The organism is Leucobacter sp. 1207-22 (assembly GCF_052850455.1).
On the sequence record NZ_VXCR01000005.1, the window covers coordinates 1 to 16536 of the forward strand.

Annotated in this window: 12 protein-coding genes and 1 tRNA gene; 3 read left to right on the forward strand and 10 right to left on the reverse strand. The window is 58.4% G+C overall.

Annotated elements, in window-relative coordinates:
* Positions 1-213: 213 nt before the first annotated feature.
* The 4 genes from FW756_RS10165 to FW756_RS10180 all read right to left on the reverse strand — a co-directional run bounded on the left by FW756_RS10165 (position 214) and on the right by FW756_RS10180 (position 3907).
* Positions 214-286: transfer RNA gene (locus tag FW756_RS10165), tRNA-Thr, on the reverse strand.
* Positions 287-441: 155 nt separating this feature from the next.
* Positions 442-2046, reverse strand: coding sequence for an alpha/beta hydrolase (locus FW756_RS10170; RefSeq protein WP_446430042.1), 1605 nt, complete (start codon positions 2044-2046; stop codon positions 442-444).
* Positions 2043-3227 carry a DNA polymerase III subunit delta' gene (locus FW756_RS10175; protein ID WP_446430043.1) on the reverse strand — a complete coding sequence of 395 codons (1185 nt, stop codon included), beginning with the start codon at positions 3225-3227 and terminating at the stop codon, positions 2043-2045. The genes FW756_RS10170 and FW756_RS10175 overlap by 4 nt, the downstream gene beginning before the upstream one ends.
* Before the next feature lie 50 nt (positions 3228-3277).
* Positions 3278-3907, reverse strand: a complete 630-nt coding sequence (locus FW756_RS10180; RefSeq protein ID WP_446430044.1) for a YigZ family protein — start codon at positions 3905-3907, stop codon at positions 3278-3280.
* Between the two features lie 31 nt (positions 3908-3938).
* Here FW756_RS10180 and FW756_RS10185 point away from each other — a divergent pair, with 31 nt between their 5' ends.
* On the forward strand, positions 3939-4370 hold the full coding sequence (locus tag FW756_RS10185) for an RNA-binding S4 domain-containing protein (protein ID WP_446430045.1): 432 nt from the start codon (positions 3939-3941) through the stop codon (positions 4368-4370).
* Positions 4371-4416: 46 nt separating this feature from the next.
* Complete coding sequence (locus FW756_RS10190; RefSeq protein ID WP_446430046.1) at positions 4417-5409, forward strand: 3-methyladenine DNA glycosylase; 993 nt, start codon at positions 4417-4419, stop codon at positions 5407-5409.
* A 2-nt stretch (positions 5410-5411) separates the two neighbouring features.
* Here the strand turns inward: FW756_RS10190 and FW756_RS10195 are convergent, their stop codons facing one another.
* The 4 genes from FW756_RS10195 to ubiE form a co-directional block, all read right to left on the reverse strand.
* Positions 5412-8744: a hypothetical protein gene (locus tag FW756_RS10195; protein ID WP_446430047.1), complete on the reverse strand. Its 3333-nt coding sequence runs from the start codon at positions 8742-8744 to the stop codon at positions 5412-5414.
* 849 nt (positions 8745-9593) lie between these two features.
* The gene (locus tag FW756_RS10200; protein WP_446430048.1) at positions 9594-10970 is read right to left on the reverse strand and encodes an FAD-dependent oxidoreductase; all 1377 of its coding nucleotides are present in this window, start codon (positions 10968-10970) and stop codon (positions 9594-9596) included.
* Positions 10971-10976: 6 nt separating this feature from the next.
* Positions 10977-11990 carry a polyprenyl synthetase family protein gene (locus FW756_RS10205; protein ID WP_446430143.1) on the reverse strand — a complete coding sequence of 338 codons (1014 nt, stop codon included), beginning with the start codon at positions 11988-11990 and terminating at the stop codon, positions 10977-10979.
* Between the two features lie 41 nt (positions 11991-12031).
* A complete protein-coding gene (ubiE, locus tag FW756_RS10210) occupies positions 12032-12850 on the reverse strand; it encodes a bifunctional demethylmenaquinone methyltransferase/2-methoxy-6-polyprenyl-1,4-benzoquinol methylase UbiE (protein WP_446430049.1) in 819 nt (272 codons plus the stop codon).
* Positions 12851-12949: 99 nt separating this feature from the next.
* Here ubiE and FW756_RS10215 point away from each other — a divergent pair, with 99 nt between their 5' ends.
* Positions 12950-14287, forward strand: a complete 1338-nt coding sequence (locus FW756_RS10215; protein WP_446430050.1) for an isochorismate synthase — start codon at positions 12950-12952, stop codon at positions 14285-14287.
* Here the strand turns inward: FW756_RS10215 and menD are convergent.
* Positions 14284-16062, reverse strand: coding sequence for a 2-succinyl-5-enolpyruvyl-6-hydroxy-3-cyclohexene-1-carboxylic-acid synthase (gene menD, locus FW756_RS10220; protein ID WP_446430051.1), 1779 nt, complete (start codon positions 16060-16062; stop codon positions 14284-14286). The two genes, FW756_RS10215 and menD, sit on opposite strands and share 4 nt — an antisense overlap.
* Positions 16059-16532 (reverse strand): PLD nuclease N-terminal domain-containing protein, encoded by a 474-nt coding sequence (locus FW756_RS10225; protein WP_446430052.1) that lies wholly within the window; start codon positions 16530-16532, stop codon positions 16059-16061. The genes menD and FW756_RS10225 overlap by 4 nt, the downstream gene beginning before the upstream one ends.
* Positions 16533-16536 lie beyond the last annotated feature (4 nt).

The following is a 16536-nucleotide window of genomic DNA, read 5'->3' on the forward strand; positions in this document are numbered from 1 at the left end:
CTGCTGCCCGGCTACGTTGCGGCGACAAGGGAATACATTACGCCGAACCCCGACCGAACGCAAACCCAAACAGAAACGCGGGAGTGTCGTGTGGCCAGGTTCACACATCGACGTAAACCACAGTTGAATCACGCTGGAGCACCTACTACTCACCGCTTGTGGTGTGACGTAGAAACGAAAAGGGCCTCGACGTTAACGTCGAGGCCCTCACGGAGCCGCCTACCAGAATCGAACTGGTGACCTATTCTTTACGAGGGAATCGCTCTACCGACTGAGCTAAGGCGGCTTGGTACGAATTGCTCCGTACACAAGCGATAACTATAGCAGGTATCGCACTCCTCCTAAGACAGGGCCCACAACCTCACAACCTGATTTCAAACGATCAGGCGCGACACGCCATGATGCATTCTTTACCGAGCTGATGGCATCGGGCAAGTCAATTCACTGCGTACACTGTGGGTCTTCGTTTGGCACCGTTCCATCGACGAGGAAGGAATCAATTACCTTCGAAGCGCATGAGCTTGTTCCGTAGGCGGTGTGTCCCTCTCCCTTATAGGTGACGAGCACGCCGCTCTCGAGCTGGTCTGCCAAAGCTTCTGCCCAGAGGTACGGTGTCGCAGGGTCACCAGTGGTTCCGATTACGAGAATCGGATTTGCACCCTCTGCTTTGACCGCGCCACGATTCTCAACAGCATCGCCCGGCCACTCCGCGCAGAATGTGCCGCCATAGGTTTGGAAACGACCGATCGTCGGCGCGAGCTTTTCGAGTTCGGCTGCTTCAGCTCGCATTTCCTCGACGTTCGCATCAGATGGGTAGTCAAGGCAGTTGATCGCCCATGATGCCTCGGTGGAGTTGTCAGAGTAGCTGCCGTCGGTATCGCGGCTGTAATACGAATCAGAGAGCGCCAGGGCGATGTCGGCGTCGCCCGCGGGGATGCTCTCGAAGAGCATGTTGAGGTACTCCCAGTTGTCTTCGTTGTACAGCGGCGTGATGATCGCCGTCAACAGTGTTCCAGACGAGACATATCGTCCATCGCTTCCACGGAGCGGCTTGGCATCGACCTGATCGAGCATGTCGCTGATCTGCTTCATCGCTTCATCAACGGTGCCGGTAAGCGGGCAATCATTGCTCGCCAAGCAGTCCGTCACGTAAGCACGCAGCGCAAGCTCGAATCCAATGGTTTGTTCACGGACCATTTCGCGCTCTGTGACGCGTGGATCGATGGCTCCGTCAAGAACAAGCCGGCCAGCGTTCTCAGGGAATCGGTCAGCATAACGCGCACCAATGTAGGTCCCGTATGAGAACCCCAAGTAGTTCAGCTGTTTGTCTCCCACGATTGCGCGCATCATATCGAGGTCTTGCACGGTTGACTCCGTGTCTACATGCGAGACCAAGGCACCTGAGTTCTCGGCGCACGCATCTCCGATTTCACGCGCGTTGTCGGTTGAGGCTTCAAGCCACTCGGCTGATCCGCGTGTGAGATCGAGTGAGTCGTCGAGTCCGTATAGCTGTTCATCAAGTTCAGCGTCTGTAAAGCACTCGATTGGACTGGAATTACCCACGCCACGTGGGTCCCAACCAAGGATGTCGTAGTTCTTCAGCAGGACTGCATCCAAACCATCAGTTCCCGCGTAGCGTGCATACTCGATCCCGGATGCACCCGGTCCACCTGGGTTAATGAATAGGCTGCCAAGCGGCTGAGCCCCTGTTGCAGGCTTGCGAATCATGGCAAGCCCAATCTGTTCGCTCGTCAGATCTGACCAGTCAAGCGGCGCCAACACTGTCGCACACTCAAACCCGTCACCGCAGTCTTTCCAGTCCGGCACCTGCGTTTGATAGCCCTCGAGTGTCTTCTCAACCTTTGCGGAGGGTGCAGGGAAGTCATCGCTCGAACTCTTGGGCTGCGCAACTGGTCCTCCGAAGCCACCACTAATCAGCAGGGCAATCAGCCCGATAATTACCAGCCCAACGACCGCCGTAACGATCGTGCGAAAGCGTCGACTCTTCTGCCGTACAATTTCTTCGGCGTTGTTGAGTTCACTCACATCTGCACCTTTCGATGGGCGTCAATGACGCGGTTGTGGATCATGACGACTCGAGCAAACAAGGCCTCCATGACGAGCCCCGGCGTGATCTGACGCATAAGTCGCCCGCGAGCATCGCTGATCGCGTCTAGCGCTTGCAACGCCTGCTCAGGCACCCATCGCTCTGCGAGGTCAGCGATTGCACGGCTAAATTCGATGTTGATCAGATCTTGCTCTTCTGCTGTCGAAAGCGCCGCCATCAACACGTCGCGATACACCGAAGAAACGTCCGTCAGTACGCGATCGAGTCCGTCCCGCAGGCTTCGCTTTCGTCGTCGTTCTTGCTCTTCTTCCAACGCTTTTACTTGTGAGCGCAGTCGTGGCGGTATGGCTGCACCAGGAGCCAGGCCGAGCCCGCGCATAGCTTCCTCACGTTCACGGGCGTCGAGTCTGTCCATCAAAGCGTCGGCATCAGTCTGGGCAATCTTTGCGAGTGACGCTGCAACGGCCATCGCATCTCCGAGCGTGTGTACGCTCAGCGCGGCTTTGATCGAGTCTTGTCGTCGAGCGAGCGCCTCATCATCTGTTGCGAGCCGTCTGGCCATGCCTACGTGGCTTTGTGCAAGTCGCGCAGCTTGAATAGCCCGTTCGGGGGAAATACCGTCCCGATTTTGCAACAACTGGGCCACATCTTCAATGCTCGGCGTCACTAGCCGCAAGAGCCTCGTGCGTGAGCGGATCGTGGGGAGTAAGTCTGCCTCGCTTGGTGCGCACAAGACCCAAATGGTTCGCTCGGGGGGTTCTTCAATGGCCTTCAGCAGCACATTTGATGTGTGCTCAGGCATACGATCCGCGTCTTCAATAACGATCACGCGGTATCGCCCATCGCTCGGCGCATAGTGTGCAGTGGTGACCACTTCGCGCGCGGCGTCAATCTTAATAATTGCCGCTTGTGTGGTGAGTACGCCTAGATCTGGGTGTGTTTGCGCCTTCACTTGAGCAAAGACCCGGTCTCGATCAGATTCAGAACGCGCAATCAGTGCGGCGGCGAAGCGATATGCGAGATTCGAGCGACCAGATCCTGCTGGTCCCGTAATGAGCCATGCGTGTGCAGGTGCTGCGGCCCCTGGCTCATACGATGCTGCGCGGTCAAGCATTTCAACGGCCACGGGCTGACCGACGATTTCAGACCAGAATCCCATGTCCGCAAGGCTACCGGTCGCCTCTGACATTGTGCGCCTCTCTGAACTAATTAGTGAAGATCGACGTATCCTGACTCACCACGCTCACAGCGGGCTGCGCCCGCGCTGACCTCTGCTGCCAGTGTCTCAAGTGCATCGATTTCGTGCGCTGCTACGGCAAACTGCTGTGCAACTTCCGCGCCATAGGTGGCTTCTCCAACGGTGAACCCACGGCGCCGGGCTTCTGACTCGATTTGTGCGGCCACGTCGTATCCTGAGGTCACTGTTATTTGATGCCGTAGTCCCCGGCGAACGCGTTTCGCCTCCAGCACTGCGTCTGCGACAGAGGCTCGGTATGCCCGGGTAAGACCTCCCGCCCCAAGCAAGATACCGCCAAAGTATCTGGTAACGACAGCAACAACATCACTCAGCCCGGCGGATGTGAGTGCATCGAGCATAGGTGCGCCTGCCGTGCCACTCGGTTCTCCGTCATCATTTGACCGTTGTACTCTGCCGTCATGCCCGAGCACGAATGCGGAGCAATGGTGTCGAGCCCGAGGATGCTCTGCACGCACTGCAGCAATGACATCACGGGCGGCGGTCTCATTTTCTACACGTTCGAGTCTGGTGAGGAATCGGGATCGAGAAATCTCGATCTCCGTGTCGACGCGTCCTGAGATCGTCTCGTATTCCTCTGCCATATGACTATTCTGCCCGCTACGATCAGGAGTCATGGAACCACAGCATCAAGACTCCATTCGCGGAGTTCTCTCAGGACCGTCCTCGGTACGTACTGATGCGTGGATCTGGGCAGCCCGCCTAGCCAAGACCAGAAGCCAGGCCACATCTGCCTGCAAAGCAGGGCATGTGCGTGTGAACGGTGTCTCAGCTAAGCCTGCGCAGGCCATCAAGATTGGTGATACCGTCCGCGTCAGGCTTCACGGCTTTGAGAAGGTGTACCTTGTGCGTGGTTTGGGCGTTCGTCGCGGCAGCGTGAGTGATGCGGCTGCACTTTTTGAGGACCAGTCACCGCCACCGCCTCCCCGCACCGAACGTCCAGCAACGGTGGTCCGTGATCGTGGCGCAGGTCGTCCAACGAAGCGTGACCGACGTGAGATTGACCGTTTACGCGGCCGTGACGTTGACCCATTCTCGCTTTCCTGAAGTATGAGATCGTAGTCGCTCTCAACGATCCAGGTACCCTTAGTGCGTGAGTATTCCGGCGTTTGATGGTCCAGAGGTGACGAGGTCGAACTTGTTGACACATGACGAGTGGTCTGCTCTAGAACATGACCATGAAACGCGTGCGGATACGCTGTCGTCGGCACATCGTGAACGTCGACGAGCTGGGGTCAAGCACCCCATTGAAGATTTTCTTTGGACCTATTACTCCTTTAAGCCAGCGGATCTTCGTCGCTGGCATCCCGGAGCTGGCGTCACACTTGCAGATGCGGCCCTTGTCTCAGATGAAGAACCAAGGGCAGCGTTGAAGCCGTCGAGTGGGCAAGCTTCTCCGGATTCAACGGTGCCCCGTTCTCAGTGGCGCTATTACCGCAGCCAGGGTGGGAACACTTTGGAGGTCGACACAACCGGGTTCTTTGCGAAGCGTGAGGAAACTGTGAATTTTGTGGCGAACCTCCTCGAGCAGACGATCGTTAGACCACCACACTTTGCGTGCTTTGGCTTGCACGAGTGGGCGATGGTCTACCGATCGACTCCGGAGGAGATCCGTCACACGGGACTTCCATTGAGGATTGGTCATGAAGCAACCAACAGTGTTGTGGAAAGTCATCCGATTTCTTGTACTCACTTCGACGCGTTTCGCTTCTTCACTCCCGAAGCGCGCCCGCTCAACCGGCAGGTTCTCTCACGAGATAGTCAGCTTGCCGACGAACAAGCTGGCTGTTTACACGCTGGCATGGACATTTACAAATGGGCAACCAAGCTTGGGCCAATCATTCCGGGTGACCTGCTGCTTGATGCATTTGAACTCGCCCGCGACATTCGCACTGTAGATATGCAGGCTTCACCGTACGACGTCAGTCAATTTGATCTACCTGCGATTGCGATTGAGTCATCTTCGGGCAAGCGGGAATATGCTCAGCGCCAACGTGGGTTCACGGATCGTGGCAATGCACTCCGCGTTCGCGTGCTCGAAGCAATAGCCGTTGCTCGGGAAGTGCGGGAACGCAACCTTCGCTAGCCCTACTCATTCTCTTGTTTTTCTGCCGATGAGGAGAATCTGCGTCGGAGACGTGTAGTTCTTGTCATAACTGCTCCTGCTGACAGAGCAATCAAGGTAAGGATCATTCCCCACGGCGTAAAGGTCGAGGCGGTGTTCGCCTCAGACTTATCAAGTTCAATGTTTCGAAGCGTCGCGACCTTTTTGTCATCTGGTTGCTTGACGTCGGCTGTCTTCGGCAAGTCCATTTTGCTCTCAAGGTGAACTTGGTTGTTTTCAGTTCGCCCAATTTGCTGAATGGCTTCTTGCACCTGAGGCCTAGTAACCCTTCTTTGAACTGCGTTCCGTTGAGTTAGGTTACCCAGATCCACGGTTGGTTCGACAATTAACTGGTTCTCTAGATGTTCTCCGTTTTCGTGGGGTAGGTTCGCCTCAGGCACGGTAGGAGGTTTAGGTCCGGTCTCAGGCTCACCAGGAACCTCGGGCCCAGTCGGGACCTCTGGTTCGGTCGGCACTTCCGGCTCGGTCGGCACCTGCGGAACTACAGGAACCTCGGGCTCTGTCGGCACCTCAGGCTCAGCCGGAATTTCTGGCTCAGCTGGCACCTCAGGAACGACAGGAACCTCAGGCTCTGTCGGTACCTCAGGCTCAGCCGGCAGCTCAGGCTCAACCGGAACCTCCGGCTCAGTCGGGACTTCCGGCTCGGTCGGCACCTGCGGAACTACAGGCACCTCAGGCTCAATCGGCACCTCAGGCTCAGCCGCAATATCCGGCTCAACCGGCACCTCAGGATCTACAGGAACCTCGGGCTCAGCCGGAACCTCAGGAACTACAGGAATCTCCGGCTCGGTCGGCACTTCCGGTTCGGTCGGCACCTCAGGAACTACAGGAACCTCAGGCTCAATCGGAACCTCAGGCTCAGCCGGAACCTCCGGCTCGGTCGGCACCTGCGGAACTACAGGAACCTCAGGCTCAACCGGCACCTCAGGATCTACAGGAACCTCGGGTTCAGCCGGAACCTCAGGAACTACAGGAATCTCCGGCTCGGTCGGCATTTCCGGTTCGGTCGACACCTCAGGAACTACAGGAACCTCAGGCTCAATCGGAACCTCAGGCTCAGCCGGAATTTCCGGCTCAGCTGGCACCTCAGGAACGACAGGAACCTCAGGCTCAGCCGGCACCTCCGGCTCGGTCGGCGCTTCCGGCTCGGTCGGCACCTCAGGAACTACAGGAACCTCGGGCTCAGTCGGTACCTCAGGCTCAGCCGGAATTTCCGGCTCAGCTGGCTCCTCCGGACCTACAGGAACCTCCGGCTCGGTCGGCACCTCCGGCTCGGTCGGCACCTGCGGAACTACAGGAACCTCAGGCTCTGTCGGTACCTCAGGCTCAGCCGGAACCTCAGGCCCAGTCGGAACCTCCAGTTCGGTCGGCACCTCAGGCTCAGCCGGAACCTCCGGACCTACAGGAATATCCGGCTCGGTCGGCATTTCCGGTTCGGTCGGCACCTGCGGAACTACAGGAACCTCGGGCTCTGTCGGCACCTCAGGCTCAGCCGGAATTTCCGGCTCAGCTGGCACCTCAGGAACGACAGGAACCTCAGGCTCAGTCGGGACCTCAGGCTCAACCGGAACCTCCGGATCTACAGGAACCTCAGGCTCAGCCGGAATATCCGGCTCAACCGGCACCTCAGGAGCTACAGGAACCTCAGGCTCAGTCGGAATTTCCGGCTCAGTCGGCACCTCCGGCTCGGCCGGCACCTCAGGAACGACAGGTGCTTCAGGCTCCGCGGGTATCTGGGGATCTAGAGGATCTTCTGGGGGATTTGAATCGCCAGGTGCCGAAGTTCCTTCTTCACCTGCTTGATTCTGTTCTTCCTCGCGTCCCGCTGAGCCTGTTCCGAACCCAGTACCAAATCCAGTTCCGAAGCCAACTCCTCCTGCAAGACCACCGGCGAGACCTGCTCCTGTTCCGCCTCCAGCAATGGAGCCACCACCGCCTGCGGCACTGCCAGCACCCGCCCCGTCAATTATTTCTGTAGGGGGAGGCCCCGGCTCGATTTCTCCCGCGCCAGATGAGGTTTCATTGCCCGTTTCAGCAGGCGGCGCAGTGCCTTCGTTTGACTTATCGACGATTCCTACAGCCGGCCAAGGATACCCACCGTCCTCGCCTTTCTCTGAAGTTTCAGCCTCAGGCGATTGTTTCTCGTCTCTACCGCATTGTTCCTCTGTGATGGATTGAGTCTCTTCACCGTTGTCCTCATGTGTTAGAGATGATTCCTTGTTTCCATCAGTCCCCTCCCCGCGAGTGCCCTGAGAGTACTCTTCAGACTCACGTTTCGCTTGCTCGGCTAGGCGAATCTCTTCAGCTTTGCGAGCGTCTTCAGCAATGCGGGCTTCCTCAACGAGTTGCGCCTCTCTTGCTTTTCGCTGGGCCTCTGCTTCTGCTTCCAAACGTGCTTCTTCTTCTAGACGAGCAAGTTCGGCTTCAGCTTCTAACCGTGCTTTTTCTGCTTCACGAGCGACCTCAAGGACACGTTCAGCTTCGGCTTCCTCCTCAGCCTTGACGCGAGCTTCTTCTTTGACCCGGGCTTCTTCAAGTAGCCGTGCCTGTTCAGCCTGTCGTGCTGCCTCGGCCTCGCCCCGCACGCGTTCCTCCTCAGCAAGACGCGCTTTCTCTGCCTCAACACGCAAGCGTTCCGCTTCTGCAAGACGTGCGCGTTCTGCTTCTGCTTCTGCCGCAAGGCGAGCCTCCTCAGCAAGTCGAGCCTCCTCAGCAATTCGTACTCGCTCGGCCTCAGCAAGACGCGCCTTCTCAGCTTCTGCCGCAACACGCACTCGTTCGGCTTCCGCAGCGATACGCGCCTTCTCGGCTACCTCTCGCTGTCGCGCTTCCTCAGCCTTTTGAGCAGCTTCTTGTTCTGCTTTGCGTTTTGCTTCGAGCACCGCGGGATCGGGGACTTCAAACTGAACCTTTGCTGGCCCATCAGGGTTCACGACTTCTTCAGCATCAATGTGCTGCTCAATGAAGAATTCTTGCGAGCCATAGTTCAAGTTCTTCAGCTCTATTGGCTTCCAGTTGCCATTTTCATCAACGATACGTCGCGCAATGAAAGATCGATTTGCGTCGTAGATGCCGATCAGCGCGCCCGGTGTGGCTCGGCCACTCACCATCGCACTGCGGGATTTTGGGTCGACAGAGTCGACGCTAATAGTTGCAAGATCGGCGATCTTAAAGCGGTAGCTCGCGACTGACCTATCGCCGGGAATAGCTTGCACTGCAACGACATCAACTGTCTCACCCCAAGCGAACGGCTTCTCTGGTCGGAAAAACCAATACCCATCGCGCTCGACCCACACCGAACCGATCGGCTGTCGGGTAGTGGCATTGGTGAGGTGTAACCTTTTTTGGCCAACACCTCGCCCAGCGAGGAGTGGTGTCCTGGTGACACTAATCCCCTGCGGAGCCAGAATCGATACTGCCGTCACTGGAAATGGGGTTTGAATTCTGTGGTAGCTGCGTCGTTGCCACGCAATGTCACCTGTCTCGGGGTTTGGCCCCAAGTAGCGACCACGAAATGGACCGTCCTTTGCGACAAAGCCGAATTGTGTCCAGCCTCCTCCTGCTCGCACAGTAGTTACTTGCTGGCAGTTTCCTTCTTCAACCGGTGCCCAATACAAGGCCTTCTCTGGATGCGGTTGGTTCGTTGACAAACACCTTTGTGCGCCTTGAGTCGCCTGAAAGAGAATCTCACCCGTGTTCCCAAGATTAGGAATTCGAAAGAGGGCCAACGCATTTCTCATGTTTGCGTTGACAATCAGTCCAGGGACATAGCCTTCAGTGACAGCCCAACCGTCAATCGTCGTATAGAGATAACCATCCCAAGCATGCGCTGGAGAGGCCTCTTGAACACTCACAGAGGCAGCCAGCACGGTGGCACTCAACAGCAGTGCGGACAGTCTGGGAAGCGAACAGCGTCTCGACCCGTCGTGAGAGGTTGTATCGGATTTTTTCAAGGCGTTCACCGTTTCTCAATCGATGTGAATGCCCCCCTGCGGTAAACCCTAAAACCACAGGGAAAAGAAGTCTAGTTTTCTGTGACCGATGACTAGATTCGAACTATTGTTGCCCCTCAAATGTTGATGGAGAGAAAACAAAAGTGCTCAGCTTCGCCGAAGCAAAGCTGAGCACTTGTGAAAGACGAGTTGCTACTCGGCGCGCGAGATGTCAGTCATCTCGTCACGGGGCACAACCTTGATTCGTGTACGTCCAGCAGCTTCACCGAGTGCGAGCTCGTGAGCATCGAGACGGTGCCAGCCATCAATTGTCGTGTAGGGAACGTTGCGCGACTCAAGCAAGGCCGGAATCGCTTCTGCAGCAGTTTCCTCGGGTGACCACAGCTTGTCCTGATCCGCGATCAGGCACTCAAGGGTCTCCATCGCGTCAGACTTCGTGTGTCCGATAAGCCCGATCGGGCCACGCTTGATCCAACCGGTCGCGTAAACACCAGGGATCTGCTCGCCAGTGATATCCAGCACACGACCCTTGTCGTTCGGAATTACACCGCGCTCTTCGCTGAAAGGGATCTCTTCAAGCGGTGAGCCGAAGTAGCCGATGGCACGGTACAACGACTGCATGGGGATCGTTTCGAACTCACCAGTGTCGATGACCCCGCCGTTTCCATCAGGGGCAGTGCGCTCGATCTTCAGACCGGTGACGCGGCCTTCCTCAGTCACGACCGCAACAGGCTTTGACCAGAAGTGCATGTGCAGACGACGCGATGCGGGAGCAATTTCCCCTGCCTCGCGCTCTTTCTGCTCCGCGCGCCACTTGTCCATGATGCGGGTCATGACAACGACCTGCTTATTCTTCATGAGCGTCTCATCAGCGTAGGCATCGTCACGATCGAAGTCTGCCTCGTTAATCACCATGTCAACGTCACGAACCTCGCCGAGCTCGCGAAGCTCAAGCGGTGTGAACTTGACATACTTCGGCCCACGGCGGCCGAACAGGTGCAGCTCCTGAATGGGGTTCGCTTTGAGGCCCTCGTAGACGTTCTCAGGGATCTCAGTCGGAAGCAAGTCATCAGCGTGCTTAATGAGCATGCGCGAGATGTCGAGTGCAACGTTGCCATTACCAATAACGCCAACGCTCCGTGCTTCAAGCGGCCAGGTACGGGGAACATCAGGGTGACCGTCGAACCAGCTGACGAAGTCAGCCGCGCCATACGAGCCTTCCGCGTCAACGCCGGGGATGCTGAGGTTTGCATCGCGGATCGCACCGGTCGAGAAGATCACCGCGTTGTAGTGCTTCTTCAGGTCATCAAGCGTGACGTCTACGCCATATCGAACGTTACCGAAGTAGCGGATCGCACCAGAATCGAGCACGTCACGCAACGCCGTGATGATGCCCTTGATACGAGGATGATCAGGCGAGACACCGTAGCGCACAAGTCCATAGGGAGCTGGGAGCTGTTCAAACAGATCCACCTCAACGTCGAAGTCACGTTCGGCTTTCAGCAACAGATCGGCCGCGTAGATTCCCGCGGGACCGGCGCCGACAATAGCAACACGCATCTTTTCCATAGGTACTTATCCTTCTCGGGTCACGATCGAATCGGCAAGCTCAACGAGGGCCTGCTTCACAGCAGACTTCGGGAGCACGTCGAGCGCTGTGACGGCATCGTTCGCCCATTTGCGGGCGGTAGCTTCGGTTTCCAGCGTGACCTCGTGGTTGCGGAGTGCGTCAACCTCGGGGTCCAGAACTGCGGGATCCGCGCCACCAGCGATTGCTTCGACACCTGCGTCGATGCGCTGCAAGAGAGCCGCGTCAGCTTCGTTCCCCTTGGCTGCACGCTCGCGAAGGAGCAGCACCGGCAGGGTCACCACGCCCGCACGGAGGTCAGTGCCGGCGCGCTTGCCGGTCTGTTCCTTCTTCGGGGAGAGATCAATAACGTCGTCGATTAGCTGGAAAGCGACACCGATCCGCTCACCATATTCAGTGACTGCCTCGACGATCTCGTCGCTAGCTCCACCGAACATTGCGCCCATGCGTGCAGCAGTCGAGATGAGGGCACCCGTCTTATCGGCAAGTACCTGAATGTAGTGTGCGATCTCGTCGTCTTCGGGCTGCGGGCCAACAGTTTCATGCAACTGGCCAAGGCAGAGACGCTCAAAGGTACGAGCCTGCAGCAAGATTGCAGCTTCACCCATGCCAGACACCAAGGTTGAAGCGCGGGCAAACAACAAGTCACCCGCGAGAATCGCAACCGAGTTCGACCAGACAATTTGAGCAGCAGGGACGCCGCGGCGAAGCTTCGCGTCATCCATGACATCGTCATGGTAGAGCGAGGCAAGGTGCGTCATCTCAACGGCCTGTGCTGCGCGGCGAACGAGCTCGTTTGGTCCGTCGCCCAGCTGGCTCGCGAGCACGGTGAGCACAGGGCGGATCCGCTTGCCCCCGGCTTCGGAAAGGTAGCGTGCTGGTGCATCAGCAACCGGTGACGCGAAGGTGAGGTGCTCGTTCAGGCCGTCCTCGATGAGGTCGAGCTGCTCGCGCATCTTCTTCTCAAAGCGGCGCTCGTGCGCGCTGCGGAACATGCGCATCGGCAACGCCTGCGTAGTCGTATCAGCGACGATCGGATCGTTCACTCTGCATCTCCAGATTCGGGGCGCTCAGCGGGCGCCGATGCTGTCGTGTCTGCTTCGGTTTTCGCGGTGTCTGAGGTGACCGGTGTCTCAGTAACCGAGGGGACGTCGTTGGGCACGAACCCACGGTGCAATGCAACGATGCCGAACGTGAGGTTTCGATACCCGACGCGTTCAAGGCCCGCTTCACGAAGCCACTTCGCAAGGTCTTCCTGTGCAGGCCACTGCTCGATTGACTCGTTGAGGTACTCGTACGCAGCTGCTGCGCTGCGGTTAATGAGCCCGGCAACGCGTGGCAACACCTGGCGGCCATAGAAACCGTAGCCGAGACGAACGAGGCCGTTGGTCGGACGCGAGAACTCCGCAATCACGATGCGGCCACCCGGCTTCACTACGCGAGTCATCTCAGCAATAGCTTTCTTCGGGTTCTGTACGTTGCGGAGTCCGTATGAAATCGTTGCCGCGTCGAACGAATTGTCTTCAAACGGAAGATCAGTCGCATCTGCCCACTGGAACTCAATGCGTTCGTTTCCAGCCTGACGACGACGCCCCTCAGCGAGCATGCCCTCAGAGAAGTCAGCCGCAACAACGTGTGCGCCACGGGCAGCAAACGAAGCAGATGAGGTACCGGTACCAGCAGCAAGATCAAGCAATCGCATACCCGTATGCGGCGCAACAGCTTCAGTCGTCATATGGCGCCAATAACGGTCACTACCAAAAGTCAACACATCATTGATGAGGTCATACTTTGGCGAAACGTCATCGAACATGGCAGAGACGTCTGCAGCGGCCTTGGTCGCGGTATCTGGGCGAGTCACCCCACCATGCTAGCCCGTTCGACTGACTTGAACTCCCATATACGTGCGCACTTCGCGCGCGCCACATGCATTCCCAGTCGACCGCGCTAGATTAGTTACGTGTTTGAGTCGTCTGTTCCGCAGCTTCGCTCGGTGACGCGACTGTTACCAACAGGCGATCAGCTGCCTGATTTGTTGGCGTTTGCTGATCCGCAGCAACCGCTGTACTGGAACCGCGATGATCGCGGGGCAACGGGAATTGGCGAGGTGCTCCGCCTCGAATTCACTGGTGCGCACAGATTCTCCGATGCGTCTCGCATGTGGCGGCGGATCGCAGCCGCTGCTGCTGTGGAAAATGCTGTTGGCTTGCCCGGCACCGGTCTCGTCGCGTTTGGTGCGTTCACATTCGATGCCCGAAGTGAGCATGTCAGCGTACTCATTGTGCCGCGCACGATCATCGGGCGATCCGGCAACACCGTTTGGATCACCGAGATCACCGAGATGGACGAGACTCGCACGTCAGATTCAGCGAACCTCGCGGTGCACAACGCTGCACTTCCCACCAGCACGCCCTTCGCAGCATGGGAGGCAATCAGCCTCGACTCCCCCGAGGTCTTTGCGGCGGAGAGTGGTTCGAGCGCTGTGTCTCCCGGGACTGTCGCGGCGTACACGGCTGGCGTCATCGAGTCAGTCCGTCGTATCGACGCTGGCGAGCTCGAGAAGGTGGTTCTGTCACGGCAGTTGGAGGGGCGGATCGCTGCAGACGCCGATATCCGCACGCCATTGGCGCGGCTGAGCGCAGAGTACTTGGACTGCTGGACATTCGCGATAGACGGCATGGTTGGCGCAAGCCCCGAAACCCTGGCGCGCGTGATTGACGGACAGTTTGCGGCTCGAGTGCTCGCTGGCACTCGTCCGCGAACCGGCCTGCAAGGATGTGCCGACGATGCAGTTCGGGAAGAACTGCTCGCAAGTGACAAGGATCACCACGAACACGCATTCGCGGTGCAGAGTGTTGAGTCAGCGCTGAGCCCACACCTCACCAACCTCACCAAGAGCGAGCACCCGTTTGCATTACAACTTCCGAACGTATGGCACCTCGCTACTGATGTGCACGCTCAGCTTGCTGAAGATGTCACGACGCTCGAGCTCGTGTCGGCGATGCACCCGACCGCGGCGATTGGCGGGACCCCTACGGCTGAGGCCGTCGAGGTGATACACGAGCTCGAACCCTTCGACCGTGGCCGCTACTCCGGCGCAGTTGGCTGGATCGACGGCGACGGCGACGGCGAGTGGGTCATCGCTCTGCGTTGCGCACAGCTCGGTAAGCCAAGCGACGGGCTACGCTCAGTCGTCGCAAGTGCAGGCGGAGGACTCGTGACCGGGTCAGACCCCGAGCACGAGCTCATTGAGACGGTCTCAAAGTTCCGCCCGATCGCTACTGCTTTCGGGGGTTAGCGGGCAAGCACGACTTCAAGCAGCACACTCTCGGCGACGGGCGCAGAAAGTTCTGTTTCGAGTTGCTGCTGCGTCTCAACTCGCACGTGCTTCCACCCCGCTGCGAGAGCGAGAGCACCGAAATCGACGGTTTGCGGCGTGAACATCACGCGTTCGTAGGCCTCACGGTCTGCTGTGCCCGCGACTTCAAGGCCGTCAAAGATTGTGCCACCGCCGTCATTGCCCAGTACAACCTGCATGCGCGGTGCCATTTCACCCGCCGGGGCGAACATCGATGTCGCATCGTGAAGCAAGGTCACATCGCCAATCAACACACGCGTCACGCTCTCGGGGACGGCAGCCTGGCTCGCAACCGCAATGCCCGAGGCTGTTGCAATGGTGCCATCGATGCCGCCGAGGCCACGATTCGAGCGCACATCGACAACGCGAGCCTCTGCGGTCCCATCGAGCACACGCACCAGCCGGGAGGCAGCAACCATGAGACGGTCAGTTGGTGCAGTTGCCTGCCAGAGCGCAGCGACGAGTGAGCTGCGAGATGGCTCAGCTTCAGGCTCAACTACCTGATGGGTAGCGGACTGCTCCTGATCGGCTGCCTGCCAGTCCGCAAGCCAATCTGCGTTCGCTCCCCGGTCATAGCCAGCGGCGACTCTTGCGTAGCGTACGACTCGCGCGTCAGGCGATGGCATGAAGTGATCGGTGTCAATATGCGGATCAACGATGATCGCTTCAACTCCCGCGCGGCTTAGCAACGCTGGAATCTGGCGCGTCAGCGTAGGGTGTCCGAAAACGATGGCGCGATCCACCTCCCCGCCAAGTGCAGGCATGCCGAGCAGCGTCGCGTAGGCAGTAATCGCCTCAGTGCTTTCGCGAGATCCACTCACGACCTCAGCAAGCAGGGGCAGCCCAGCAGCACGTGCAAAATCTGTGGCTTCGTGCCCAGCGCCCGCGCCTGCAATGACCACTGTGCGCAGTTCGGGTTCGTTGTCAGAGCCGTGTTCAAGCACGAATGTATTCAGCGTTTCAGCGCCAAAAGCCGTCACCGCACTGTTGCTCACATCAATTGCATGTCGCGTACGAGCTCCAGCGCCTTCTTCGGCAGCGGCCGCAAAGCCTTCGGCGATCATGGCTTCGAAGCCACGAGTGCCCGAAAGCGGCTCCCTGAACTGCAGGTTGAGCTGCACCGGGCCCGCGGGCTTCCCTCCTGCGCGGCCGAGCGCTGCCGCAACCGCATCGTGTGCGAGCGCGTCTGAATCTTCACTGCCAGACGCGTCGGGCGCTGAGACGTCACGTGAGAGGCGCGCTGCAGGGCCAAACATGTCGTATTGCAGCGTTGTCTGAGTCGCACGGGTGCCACGCTTGTCTGCAGGACGATCCGCGCTCAGTGCGATGAATGGAACCCGACCTTCGTGTGCCTCAAACGCGGCAGGTACGAGGTTCGCCACGGCTGTGCCACTCGTGACGATGACGGGTGCGGGAAGGCCGGTTTCACGAGCGATACCAAGCGCGAAGAATGCTGCGGCTCGCTCATCGTGACGAACATGCAGGCGGATCGCGCCAGCCTGCTCAGCCGCGGCTGCCGCAAGCGCGAGCGCCTGCGACCGGGAGCCAGGGCACACAACAACGTCTTGCACCCCGCGGCGGATCATCCCAGCAAGCAGCTCAATCGCGAAGATCGAAGCAGGTGCTGGCGCAGTCGTTAGTGCTGGCGCTGGTGCAGGTGCTGGCGAGTGGTTGCGGCGACCAGAATTATCTGTTTGAGCGCCTTCTGCGCTCATGAACGACGGGTGCCGTTCTCTGGATCAGATGTACCTGTCGAATCTGTCGAATCTGTTGACTCGTCGGCCTGCGAGTCTGGTTTCGACTGCACCTCTGGACCCGAGCTTGTACGCGCATCTTGCGAGTGATCGCCTGCTGCTACAGACCCTTCACCAGGGAAGACTTCGTCATCGAGCGCGCGAAGCTGAGCTTCGAGATCGTTCAGCACGCTCTTCTCTTGCTCAGACAACGTGGGCCCGGTAAAACGTGGATCGTCGTCAGGCGCGACAACCTGAGCAGGAGCAGTCTTGGCTTTACCCACCATGAACCACAGCGCTGCGCCAATCACGGGAAGCAGCACAATCAGCACGATCCAGATGGGCTTTGCCACACCACGTGAACGATTGGCATCGGTCATCGCCGCATCGACCAACGCGAAGAGAGTGAAAGCAACGGCGACAACGATGCCGACGATCAAAAACCGAACCATGACC